The sequence below is a fragment of the Serratia grimesii NBRC 13537 genome (assembly GCF_001590905.1).
GTDB lineage: Bacteria > Pseudomonadota > Gammaproteobacteria > Enterobacterales > Enterobacteriaceae > Serratia > Serratia grimesii.
In genome coordinates, this window is sequence record NZ_BCTT01000005.1 from 286534 (window position 1) to 297871 (window position 11338).

An 11338-nucleotide genomic window follows, 5' to 3' on the forward strand; every position below is an offset into this window, starting at 1 on the left:
ATCTTGGCGCAAGATCTCACTCTGTTACATGTTGCTGTTGTTTTGGCTCAGGGAAAGTAGGTAAATATTATCAGGCAAGGTTTGTTTTTTCGCTGCGTCCGCAGCGCTATATGAATAAGAAGGTGAGTATGGAAGGTCTCAGTATTACCAAACTTCTGGTGATTGCGGTGTTGATCATCTTGCTGTTCGGTACCAGCAAACTGCGTTCTCTGGGCGCAGATTTAGGCGCTGCACTGAAAGGCTTTAAAAAGGCTGTCGGTGATGATACGACACCGCCACCAGCAAACACGGCTGAAAGCCAGTCCAACCCACAGAGCGTGGAAAAGAAAGACCAGTAATTACGCTTTTTGTTGGGTAATAAAAAACGGATGCCACAAGGACATCCGTTTTTTGCCGTTTCCGTGATTGGAAACGTAACAATTCATTGCTGCGATTACTTCACTTCCATCCCTTTTGCCTGTAAATCGGCATGGTAGGACGAACGCACAAACGGACCGCAAGCGGCATGGGTGAAGCCCATCGCCATCGCTTCTTCTTTCATTTCATCGAACTCGGCCGGGCTGACATAACGCTGTACTGGCAGGTGATGACGGCTTGGCTGCAAGTACTGGCCCAGAGTCAGCATGGTGACGCCATGGCGACGCAGATCGCGCATGACTTCAACGATTTCCGCATTTGTCTCACCCAGACCGACCATCAGGCCTGATTTGGTTGGGATGTGCGGATGTGCTTCTTTAAAGCGTTCCAGCAACTTCAGTGACCACTCGTAGTTAGCGCCTGGACGAACCTGACGATAGACACGTGGCACGTTTTCCAGGTTGTGGTTGAACACATCCGGTGGTGTTTCGGTCAGAATTTCCAATGCGCGATCCATACGGCCACGGAAGTCTGGTACCAGCGTTTCAATCTTGATGGTCGGGTTTTTAGCGCGGATGGCAGCGATACAATCGGCAAAGTGCTGAGCACCACCGTCGCGCAGATCGTCGCGGTCAACCGAGGTAATGACCACATAACGCAGACCCATATCGGCGATGGTTTGAGCCAGTTTCTCCGGCTCGTTAGCATCCGGGGCGACTGGGCGACCGTGTGCCACGTCGCAGAATGGGCAGCGGCGGGTACAGATAGCGCCCAGGATCATAAAGGTGGCTGTGCCGTGGTTGAAGCACTCAGACAGGTTCGGGCAAGAAGCTTCTTCGCACACCGAATGCAGACCGTTTTTACGCATTGCGGCTTTAATGCCTTGAATGCGCGTAGAGTCAGCAGGGAGTTTGATTTTCATCCACTCGGGTTTACGCAACAGCTCCTGCCGTTCGGTGACCACCGTTTTAACCGGGATCAACGCCATTTTGTCTGCATCGCGGTATTTTACGCCGCGTTCCATCTGAATTGGTTTACTCATAATCGTGCAGGTTCCAGTTACGAAGCTCGACCTTCGGGTAGCCGAGTAAATGAACAAATTCCTGTACCAGGACTGGGTGTACGTCTTCAATACCAACGCCAGGCACAAGCGCGCTGACCTGCGCCATCTGCATGCCGGCGTAACCACAAGGGTTGATACGCTGGAAAGGGGTAAGATCCATGGCGACATTCAAGGCCAAGCCGTGGAATGAACTGCCTTTACGGATCCTCAAACCCAACGAACAAATTTTTTGCTCCCCCACGTAAACACCGGGCGCATCCGGACGGGCGCGTGACTCGATGTTGAAGTGGGCAAGGGTATTAATAACGGTATCTTCAATAGCCGTGACTAGCTGGCGAACGCCAACTTTGTTGCGTTTCAGATCAACCATCACATACATCACCTGTTGCCCCGGACCGTGGTATGTCACCTGGCCGCCACGATCGCTCTGAATCACCGGAATGTCACCCGGCATTAACAGATGCTCGGCTTTACCGGCTTGGCCTTGGGTAAACACGGGCTGATGCTGAACCAACCACAGCTCATCGGGCGTGGTCTCGGTTCGGCGATCGGTGAAGTTGTGCATGGCTTGGGATACAGGCTCGTAGGGCTGCAACCCCAGCTGACGCAAAATGATCTTGTCTGGTTGCAAAAGAGTCATCGCCAGGTTACAGAAGTGGTAATGCCATTATACCGGGCGCTCTGGCCCGCGACCAGCATTTCGCTGACCAAAAATGCGCAACCCGGGCAGAGAATACTCTGTCCCGGGTTGAAAAGCAGGTGTTTGTGCTGGAATTACAGCACCATGCGGACAATTTCAAGGTTGCCCAACTCATCATATAAGGTTTCCACCTGGTCTATATGAGTCGCGTTGATGGTGATGGACACGGAGTGGTAATTGCCTTTGCTGCTCGGTTTAACCTGTGGGTTATAATCCCCAGGAGCATGGCGCTGCACCACTTCAACCACCTGGTCTACCAGCTCGGGTTGTGCCAAGCCCATTACTTTGTAGGTAAATGAGCAAGGGAATTCGAGCAGTTCGTTCAGTTTAGTTTTCATGTGCGCTCCAGAGTGCGGCTATCAATATAGCGATTCTATAAATTATAACTCCCGCCGGAGCGGGAGTTAAAGTTAATCAGTATATGGGGGCGATTTCGCCCATTTCAACTGTTAACCGAACCAGTGGTGGAACATCAGTTTGATGTAATCCACGATACGACTGAAGAAACCACCTTCTTTCACTTCGTTCATCACCACCAGTGGGCGCTGATCAATGGTTTTGCCATCGAGCTGGAAGTTGATGCTGCCGACAACCTGGTTTTTAGCCAGAGGGGCATGAATTTCTGGTGTGTTCAACACGTAGCTGGCTTTGAGATCTTTCATTCGGCCGCGTGGAATGGTCAGGTAAACGTCTTTGTCTACGCCCAACTCAACGCGATCCGTATCACCGAACCACACTGGCTCAGAGGCGAACTCTTTACCCACTTTCAGTGGTGCAACGGTTTCGAAGAAGCGGAAGCCCCACGTCAGCAGTTTTTTGCTTTCGGTTTCACGGCCTTTATAAGTACGACCGCCCAGTACCGCAGAGATCAGGCGCATCTGGCCTTCAGTTGCAGAGGCAACCAGGTTATAACCTGCAGCATCGGTATGACCGGTTTTGATGCCGTCCACGTTCAGACTGGTATCCCACAGCAAACCGTTACGGTTCATCTGGCGGATATTGTTGAAGGTGAACTCTTTTTCTTTATAAATTGCGTATTCATCTGGCACGTCGCGGATCAGCGCTTGGCCGATCAACGCCATATCGCGTGCCGAGCTGTACTGACCCTGTGCATCCAAACCGTGTACGGTTTGGAAATGAGTGTTTTGCAGGCCCAGCTTACTGACGTAGGTATTCATCAGATTAACGAACGCATCCTGGCTACCTGCCACGTAGTCGGCCATCGCCACACAGGCATCGTTGCCGGACTGCAGGTTAATGCCGCGGGTCAGCTTGGAAACCGGTACGCGGTCGCCTGGCTTCAGGAACATCAGCGAAGAGCCCTTGAATACCGGGTTGCCGGTTGCCCAGGCATCTTGTCCGACGGTAACCAGGTCTTCCTGACCGATTTTGCCTGCTTTCAGCGCCTGGCCGATGACGTAGCTGGTCATCATTTTGGTCAGGCTGGCTGGGTCGCGACGCGCATCGGCGTTCATTTCGGCCAAAACTTTACCGGAGTTGTAATCAATCAGGACGTAGGCTTCCGCATCGATCTGCGGTACCCCTGGGATCATGGTCTTGATATTAACGTCATCGGCATGCGCAACAGTAGTTGCACTCATCGCGATAACGGTGCCGAGCGCTATGCTCTTGATTAAACGGAAAGAAGTTACTTGTTTCATGATCGAGACTACAACATCCATGAGGGTAAAGTTAAAAACGAGCCACACTATAACAGATGAGATCCCGGCAGGCATTAGCCAATCCTCTGACTCATCGCGCTTTACTGGCTTTAGCTGAAAGAAAATGTTTCAGCTAAAGGAATGGTTATCAGTCGCGATTTCTGCCGGAACTCTGTTTAAGGTGCAGCAGTGACAAAAGATTGTTGCTGCGCTTCGGTAGCCAGGCGTTGTTGCAGTTGAGCCGCTTGTTGGCGACTGCTGAACGGGCCTAACTGTACGCGGTATACGTTGCCGCTGGCGGCCACTTTACCCGGCACGCCAAATTTTTGGCTCAGGCTTTGTTGCCAGGTCTGTGCACGTTCAGCACTGCTCAGTGCACCAACCTGGACGACATAGCTTCCGCCAGAAGCCATACTGCTTGCACCAACGGCTGCTGTGGCAGCTACTGGGGCCGCAATGGCGGCAGCGTTAACTGCAGGTTCAGGTTCGGATCCTTCCAGTACGCCTGCCGGGACGGCACTCGGTGCACCCAGGAAACCGCTGCGGCTACTATTACTGGTGGTTGCTGCTGGGGCGTCATCGCCGGTATTCAGGCTGCTGTTGTCAATCGGGCGTACTGCGGCACCGCTGGCGACAGGGATATCCTGTTGTACGGGAGTCCCCATGCTGCTGGAACCGAGATCCGGACGAGAGGGCAGTGCGTAGCTTTGTTTGGCAACGGTGGTACCAATGGTGCCAGGGCCGCTCAAGGTGCCGTCCGGGGCAACATTGATGAAATCAACCTTGACCTTGGTGTTGTTGGACAGGTTCAGGCGATCGGCAACGGCTTTTGACAGATCGATAATACGGCCTTTGGTGTAAGGCCCACGATCGTTAACCCGAACCACCAGTTGACGGCCATTGGCCAGGTTAGTTACGCGCACGTAGCTTGGGATCGGCAGCGTTGGGTGTGCGGCGGTCAGACCGTTAGGATCGAACTGTTCTCCCAGGGCCGTGGTGTTACCACGGGCTTCTTCACCATAGGAACTGGCCAGACCGGTTTGCGAGAAGTTCTGCGGATCTTTCACGATGCGGTAAGTGTCGCCATTAACCTTATAATCCTGCATGTTATTAGGGTTATAGGGTTCATATTGAGGCTCAACGCCGCCGATTTCCACCACGGGCCCGTTATAGGGCTGCTGCGGTGGCGCTTGCTGTTCCGAGGTCGGGGCGGTACAGGCGGAAAGTAACACCGCGACTACGCCGACCCAAAGCCATTCCTTACGCATTACTCACCTCTTATAAACTTTTAGACATCATTTTCCGATGCGTGTGAATCGACATGATGATGCCGAACCCGGCCATAAGCACAATCAGCGCCGACCCCCCGTAGCTGACCAGAGGCAAAGGTACGCCAACTACCGGTAAAATGCCACTGACCATACCAATGTTAACAAACACATAAACGAACAAAATCAGCATCAGGCCACCGACCATGACTCGGCCGAAGGTGGTTTGTGCCTTGGCAGCGATCATCAGCCCGCGGATAATCACCAGCAGATACAGCGCCAGAAGCACCAGTACCCCGACCAACCCTAACTCCTCGGCCAATACCGCGAAGATAAAGTCGGTGTGGCGTTCCGGCAGGAATTCCAATTGCGACTGGGTACCGTGCAGCCAACCCTTGCCTGACAGGCCACCGGAGCCAATGGCGATTTTTGACTGAATAATATGATAGCCGGCGCCCAGTGGGTCGGTCTCCGGATCGAGCAGCATCATGACGCGGTCACGCTGATAACCGTGCATCAGGAAGAACCACAGTACTGGGATAAAGGCGGCCAGCAGTAGCGCGGCCACGGCGATCAGCTTCCAGCTCATGCCGGAAAGGAACAGTACAAACAGACCGGAGGCGGCAATCAGAATTGAGGTCCCCAGATCCGGCTGTGCCGCAACCAACAGGGTTGGCAGGAAAATCAGCACCAGTGCAATGGCGGTATTCTTCAGCGAAGGCGGACAGACATCGCGGTTCATAAAGCGCGCCACCATCAGCGGCACGGCAATCTTGGCGATCTCGGACGGCTGGAAGCGCACAAAACCGAGATCAAGCCAGCGCTGCGCGCCTTTACTGATCTGGCCGAAAGCGTCTACCAGTATCAGCAGGATCACGCAGAAAATATACAAATACGGCGCCCAGCTTTCATAGACCCGCGGTGGAATTTGCGCCATGACGGCCATCACTATCAGCCCCATGACAATCTGGCCGATCTTGCGCTCCATCATGCCAATATCCTGGCCGCTGGCGCTCCACATCACGAACGCGCTGTAGACCAGCAAGGCCAGAATTAAGAGCAGGAATGTGGGGTCGATATGGATTTTGGTCCAGATCGAGCCCTTTTGTTGGCTTTCAGTCATGTTCTACCTTAATCACCCTCTACGCCTGGTGGCAGTGGGGCTTCAGATGGTAATTGCGTATTGTTGTCGCCCAGCAAAATGTGATCGAGGATCTGACGAGTGATCGTCCCGACCGCCGGACCGGAGCCGCCGTTTTCCAGAATGATGGCGACCGATACCGTTGGATTGTTATACGGTGCAAAGGCGGTCATCAACTTATGGTCACGCAGGTGTTCCGCCAGTTTGTGGGCGTTGTAGGTTTCGTAGCCGAATACCTGTGCGGTACCCGATTTCGCCGCGGCTTTGTAAGGTGCATCCGAGAAGTACTTACGCGCCGTCCCGTTCGGACGGTTGGCTACACCATACATGCCATCTTTGGCAATTTCCCAGAAGCCAGAATGAATATCGCCGATCTGCTTGCTCTCTTCCTGTGTGAAGGGAACCAGGGCACCATTGATTCTGGTGCTTTGCAGCAGGTGTGGCGTTTTGACGTTGCCGTCGTTAATCAGGGTGGTCAGTGCCTTGGCCATCTGGATCGGTGTTGCCGTCCAGTAGCCCTGACCGATACCTACCGGAATGGTGTCACCCTGATACCAGGGTTTTTTATAGCGTTTGAATTTCCACTCGCGGGTCGGCATCAGGCCGGAACGTTCTTCGGATAGATCGATGCCGGTATATTCGCCGTAACCGAATCGGGTCAGCCAAGTCGACAGGCGATCGATACCCATGTCGTAGGCGACTTGATAGAAGAAGGTATCCGCTGATTCTTCCAACGCCTTGGTGACGTTCAGGCGGCCGTGGCCCCATTTTTTCCAGTCGCGGAAGCGTTTTTCTGAACCGGGCAATTGCCACCAGCCGGGATCGAACAGGGTGGTATTTTTGGTGATCACCCCGGCGCTGAGCGCCGAGACGGAAATGTATGGTTTCACCGTTGAGGCCGGTGGATAAAGCCCTTGTGTGGCACGGTTGATCAGTGGCCGGTTCGGGTCATTCAGCAGCCCCTGATAGTCTTTACTGGAGATGCCATCAACGAACAGGTTCGGATCATAGCTGGGGTTCGAGACCATCGCCAGAATGCCACCGGTGCGTGGATCGCTTACCACCACTGCCGCGCGGCTGCCGACCAGCAACTGCTCAATATAGCGTTGCAGGTTGAGATCCAGTGTCAGGTAAACGTCTTGACCGGCAGAAGGGGGCTGTTCATGCAGTTGGCGGATCACTCGGCCGCGGTTGTTGACTTCAACCTCTTCGTAGCCGGTTTTACCATGGAGAGTATCTTCGTAATAGCGTTCAATGCCCAGCTTGCCGATATCATGTGTCGCGGCGTAGTTGGCCAGTTTGCCGTCTTTATCCAGCCGTTCAACGTCACGGTCGTTGATCTTCGACACATAGCCGATCACATGGGTCAGGGCAGAACCATAAGGGTAGTAGCGGCGTTGATAGCCTTTGACTTCGACACCCGGGAAGCGGAATTGGTTAACCGCGAAACGCGCCACCTGCACTTCGTTCAGGGCGGTTTTCACCGGGATAGAGACAAAACGGCGCGAGCGTTTGCGCTCTTTCTCGAAATTGGTGATGTCGTCATCGGTCAGATCAACCACTGGCCGCAATGCCTGCAGCGTGGCCTTAAGATCGTCGATCTTTTCCGGCATCAATTCCAGTTGGTAAATCGTGCGGTTGAGCGCCAGCGGAGTGCCGTTGCGATCGTAGATTATGCCGCGACTGGGGGCGATGGGCACCAGTTTGATGCGGTTTTCGTTGGAGCGGGTGCGGTAATCTTCAAAACGGACGATTTGCAGATTATACAGATTGGCGATGAGGATGCCGGTCAGCACCAGGATGACCAAGAACGCCACCAGGGCGCGGCGTACAAACAGGGCCGATTCAGCCGTATAGTCGCGAAAAGGGTTACGTTCTATTTTCATCCCGCTGCTTTATTTCACTCTGTCACGGTTACCACCGGTTATTCCCGGTGGTAAGGATGATTTGTTGTAATACTCCAGGCGCGATAGAGGCTTTCAGCCACCAGAACGCGCACTAAAGGATGCGGCAATGTCAACGGCGAGAGCGACCAACTTTGTTCGGCTGCGGCCTTGCACGCAGGGGCTAGCCCTTCTGGACCGCCAATTAACAGGCTGACGTTGCGGCCATCCTGCTTCCAGCGTTCGAGCTGTTGCGCCAACTGCGGTGTTTCCCACGGCGTACCGGGGATATCCAGCGTGACAATACGATTGCCTTTGCCCACCGCCGCCAGCATCTGCTCACCTTCCTTTTCCAGAATGCGTTTGATATCGGCATTCTTGCCGCGCTTGCCCGCCGGGATTTCGGTCAGCTCAAACGGCATGTCTTTCGGAAAGCGGTGCAGATAATCCATAAAGCCGGTCTGCACCCAGTCTGGCATTTTAGTGCCGACCGCTACCAGTTGCAGTTTCACCGCTTAGCTCCAGAGTTTTTCCAGCTCGTACAACTGACGGCTTTCTTCTTGCATCACGTGAACAATCACTTCGCCTAAATCGACAACGACCCAGTCAGAAGCTTCCTGACCTTTCATGCCGAACAGTTCCATACCCGCGTTGCGCGCTTCTTGCACAACGTGGTTGGCGATCGACATCACGTGACGGGTCGAGGTACCGCTGCAGATGATCATGCAATCGGTGATGCTGGATTTACCCTGTACATCCAGAGCGATAATGTCTTGGCCTTTCAGGTCATCAATTTTATCGATGACGAAATCTTGGAGCGCTTTACCTTGCAAAGGTTCCCCCTCGGGTGTGTTCGGTTCATTCGACTGCGGCGGGCAACTGCCCGTATTGCGGCCTGAATCAATGATAAGTCGGCAGGATGCCGCTGAAAGCCAGCTGGTGACTGCCCGGCCAGCTAAGGTTTCCGGGGTTTTCAGCGAATACCTGAAAAATAGCGGCGCAGTATATCATGCGGCTCTCGCTAGCGATATAAACCCTGTAACTCGATATAGCGTTGTACTGAACGTGGTAATAAATCGTCACAGTTGAGGCCTTGATGGCGGCGCTGGCGGATTTCAGTGGCAGAAATTTCCAACTGTGGTGTATCTGCCAGATAGATATAGCCTTGAGGCTTTAGGCTAAGCTGTGTGGCATCGGTCACCTGATGCTGTTCCAACCACTGTTGCAGTTCTTGGGTGTCCATCCGATCATTGTAACCCGGACGGGCCAGCACCAGCAGGTGACAGGTATCCAGCAGCGATTGCCAGCGGTGCCATTTGTGTAACGACAATAGCGAGTCCTGGCCAATAATAAACGCCAGTGGCAATTGAGCGCCACGTTCTTTACGAATGGCTTCCAGCGTCTCTATGGTATAGGACGGCGTTGTGCGGTGCAGTTCACGGTCGTCCACGGCAAATAACGGGTTATCGGCGATGGCCAACTCCACCATTTTCAACCGTTGCTGGGCATTAGCCTCGGGCTGAGGGCGATGCGGGGGAACATGGTTTGGCAACAGCGTGACTCGGCTCAGGCCAACCTCTGCCGCGAGTGCTTCTACCGGCCGCAAATGGCCGTAGTGAATCGGGTCAAAGGTACCGCCAAACAACGCGTGCAGAACGGTGGTGTCTTGCGTTTTAGTGGGCATCTGAAAAACTCGTGGCCAGAGGTTTGCCGCACAGCAGCATTGACAGGGTTTCCAGCTCCGACCAAACCGACTGGCCGTAATCCTGCTTAAGGGTGATTTCAATCTGTGCCAGCAGATGTACTGCTTGGCGCAATTGGGCACCGGAGAGCCGCTGTAATGCTTGCGTGACCAGGTTACGACGGTTTTGCCACACCTTGTATTGATCAAACAATGTGCGCAATGGCACTGACGCCATGCGTCGTTGCAGGTTCAGCAATTGCAGTAATTCGCGCTGTAGGGTACGTAGCAGGATCACCGGTTCGACATCTTCCTGCTGCATCTGTTGCAGGATATGCCAGGCACGTTTACTTTTCCCGGCCAACAAAGCATCCAGCCAGTGGAATGGCGTGAAGTGCGCGGCGTCGTTTACCGCCAGTTCAACGCGCGGCAATGTGAGTTTACCGTCCGGATGCAGTAGTGACAGCCTTTCGAGCGCCTGCGACAACGCGAGCAGATTGCCTTCGTAGCAATAACACAGCAATTGATTGGCTGCGTCGTCCAATTCCAACTTCATGGTTTTGGCGCGCTGTGCTACCCAGCGTGGCAACTGCGCCTGCTCTGGCGTCTGACAACTGACATAAGCACCATGCGGAGTAAGTGCCTTGAACCAGGCGCTGTTTTCTTGCGCCTTGGTCAGGCGTGGCCCACGCAGTATCAGCAAAATATCGTCATGCAGCAGGGCTGCCAACTTGACGAGCTGTTCACCGATCGGCGCGGTTGGCCCGTTCTCAGGGAAGATCAGCATCAGTGTCTGGCGGCTGGCAAACAGACTCATGGCCTGACAGATGCTGAAAATGGCGTCCCAATCGGTATGGGCGTCAAGCGAAATGCTGTAGTGCTCGGTGAACTGCTGTTGCTGTGCAGCCTGACGGATCAGATCCTGGCTTTCCTGCAACAATAGCGGTTCATTACCACTTAATAAATAACAAGCGCGCAGCCCCTCTCGGAGCTGCGCGGCAAGTTGTTCAGGATAAATACGAATCATTGTGCTGCGAGACTTGCCGCTTTTTCACCGGCGGCCGCTGCTTTTTGTTGCGTTTCTTCTTCTGCCGCATGCACGGTCAGCAGTTTGCGTACCAATTGCTGGGCTGCCTGCTCACGCATTTCCTGGCGAATAATCTCCTGCTCGGAGTCTTTAGCCAATGCGGTCAGCGGGTTATCGAAGAACGAACGGAACACTTTCACGCTCAGCGGGTACAGATCATGACCCGGGAGCAGCACCTGTGCCTGAACGGTTAGCACCATTTGGTACTCAGCGGTTTTACCGTCCTGGAAGATAGACGCGGTATCCTGGCTTTCAGTTGCGCCAATGATGCGCAGGGAAGGGAGATCCTTACGTTTCGCATCTTTGACAATGGTTACGCCGCTTAGACGCAACTGTTCACGCACTGCACGGGTCAGCGGACCATAAGGGTCTGCGCTATCCAGCAGTAGCGTTTTCATTTCTGAGGGCACCTGCGTGGTTCCACGCAGGTGAAAACCGCAGCCAGCGGTGACCAGCACCGCCAACCCCAGCAACAACGTTAGAATACGATGTCGCAC

The 11338-nt window shown here is 53.9% G+C and carries 13 protein-coding genes; 1 reads left to right on the forward strand and 12 read right to left on the reverse strand.

All coding sequences use genetic code 11. The features are described 5' to 3' along the window. Positions 1-128 precede the first annotated feature (128 nt). Positions 129-338 carry a Sec-independent protein translocase subunit TatA gene (tatA, locus tag SGR01S_RS06150; protein ID WP_037417979.1) on the forward strand — a complete coding sequence of 70 codons (210 nt, stop codon included), beginning with the start codon at positions 129-131 and terminating at the stop codon, positions 336-338. Positions 339-433: 95 nt separating this feature from the next. Here tatA and lipA read toward each other — a convergent pair whose 3' ends face one another. From lipA to lptE, 12 genes are all read right to left on the reverse strand, one after another. Further along, positions 434-1399, reverse strand: coding sequence for a lipoyl synthase (gene lipA / locus SGR01S_RS06155; protein ID WP_012005634.1), 966 nt, complete (start codon positions 1397-1399; stop codon positions 434-436). Further along, positions 1392-2060, reverse strand: a complete 669-nt coding sequence (gene lipB, locus SGR01S_RS06160) for a lipoyl(octanoyl) transferase LipB (RefSeq protein ID WP_037417981.1) — start codon at positions 2058-2060, stop codon at positions 1392-1394. Before lipB ends, lipA begins: the two co-directional genes overlap by 8 nt. Positions 2061-2194: 134 nt before the next feature. Continuing rightward, positions 2195-2458 (reverse strand): DUF493 family protein YbeD, encoded by a 264-nt coding sequence (ybeD, locus tag SGR01S_RS06165; RefSeq protein WP_020825613.1) that lies wholly within the window; start codon positions 2456-2458, stop codon positions 2195-2197. A 111-nt stretch (positions 2459-2569) separates the two neighbouring features. Then, positions 2570-3781: a D-alanyl-D-alanine carboxypeptidase DacA gene (dacA, locus tag SGR01S_RS06170; RefSeq protein WP_037417985.1), complete on the reverse strand. Its 1212-nt coding sequence runs from the start codon at positions 3779-3781 to the stop codon at positions 2570-2572. Between the two features lie 176 nt (positions 3782-3957). Further along, complete coding sequence (gene rlpA / locus SGR01S_RS06175; RefSeq protein WP_037417988.1) at positions 3958-5049, reverse strand: endolytic peptidoglycan transglycosylase RlpA; 1092 nt, start codon at positions 5047-5049, stop codon at positions 3958-3960. 10 nt (positions 5050-5059) lie between these two features. Next, positions 5060-6172, reverse strand: a complete 1113-nt coding sequence (gene mrdB / locus SGR01S_RS06180) for a peptidoglycan glycosyltransferase MrdB (RefSeq protein WP_037417991.1) — start codon at positions 6170-6172, stop codon at positions 5060-5062. An 8-nt stretch (positions 6173-6180) separates the two neighbouring features. Further along, the gene (mrdA, locus tag SGR01S_RS06185; protein WP_061806865.1) at positions 6181-8076 is read right to left on the reverse strand and encodes a peptidoglycan DD-transpeptidase MrdA; all 1896 of its coding nucleotides are present in this window, start codon (positions 8074-8076) and stop codon (positions 6181-6183) included. A gap of 38 nt (positions 8077-8114) precedes the next feature. Further along, complete coding sequence (rlmH, locus tag SGR01S_RS06190; protein ID WP_004949595.1) at positions 8115-8585, reverse strand: 23S rRNA (pseudouridine(1915)-N(3))-methyltransferase RlmH; 471 nt, start codon at positions 8583-8585, stop codon at positions 8115-8117. Between the two features lie 3 nt (positions 8586-8588). After that, entirely contained in the window at positions 8589-8906 is a 318-nt protein-coding gene (gene rsfS / locus SGR01S_RS06195; RefSeq protein ID WP_037417998.1) for a ribosome silencing factor, read from the reverse strand. Positions 8907-9094: 188 nt separating this feature from the next. Continuing rightward, positions 9095-9757 carry a nicotinate-nucleotide adenylyltransferase gene (gene nadD / locus SGR01S_RS06200; protein WP_061806866.1) on the reverse strand — a complete coding sequence of 221 codons (663 nt, stop codon included), beginning with the start codon at positions 9755-9757 and terminating at the stop codon, positions 9095-9097. Next, a complete protein-coding gene (gene holA, locus SGR01S_RS06205) occupies positions 9747-10781 on the reverse strand; it encodes a DNA polymerase III subunit delta (RefSeq protein WP_061806867.1) in 1035 nt (344 codons plus the stop codon). The genes nadD and holA overlap by 11 nt, the downstream gene beginning before the upstream one ends. Next, positions 10778-11338 (reverse strand): LPS assembly lipoprotein LptE, encoded by a 561-nt coding sequence (lptE, locus tag SGR01S_RS06210; RefSeq protein WP_037418006.1) that lies wholly within the window; start codon positions 11336-11338, stop codon positions 10778-10780. The genes holA and lptE overlap by 4 nt, the downstream gene beginning before the upstream one ends.

Coding starts and splice junctions, on each gene's coding strand:
- tatA (WP_037417979.1), top strand. CDS start 129: ATGGAAGGTCTCAGTATTACCAAACTTCTGGTGATTGCGGTGTTGATC.
- lipA (WP_012005634.1), bottom strand. CDS start 1,399: ATGAGTAAACCAATTCAGATGGAACGCGGCGTAAAATACCGCGATGCA.
- lipB (WP_037417981.1), bottom strand. CDS start 2,060: ATGACTCTTTTGCAACCAGACAAGATCATTTTGCGTCAGCTGGGGTTG.
- ybeD (WP_020825613.1), bottom strand. CDS start 2,458: ATGAAAACTAAACTGAACGAACTGCTCGAATTCCCTTGCTCATTTACC.
- dacA (WP_037417985.1), bottom strand. CDS start 3,781: ATGAAACAAGTAACTTCTTTCCGTTTAATCAAGAGCATAGCGCTCGGC.
- rlpA (WP_037417988.1), bottom strand. CDS start 5,049: ATGCGTAAGGAATGGCTTTGGGTCGGCGTAGTCGCGGTGTTACTTTCC.
- mrdB (WP_037417991.1), bottom strand. CDS start 6,172: ATGACTGAAAGCCAACAAAAGGGCTCGATCTGGACCAAAATCCATATC.
- mrdA (WP_061806865.1), bottom strand. CDS start 8,076: ATGAAAATAGAACGTAACCCTTTTCGCGACTATACGGCTGAATCGGCC.
- nadD (WP_061806866.1), bottom strand. CDS start 9,757: ATGCCCACTAAAACGCAAGACACCACCGTTCTGCACGCGTTGTTTGGC.
- holA (WP_061806867.1), bottom strand. CDS start 10,781: ATGATTCGTATTTATCCTGAACAACTTGCCGCGCAGCTCCGAGAGGGG.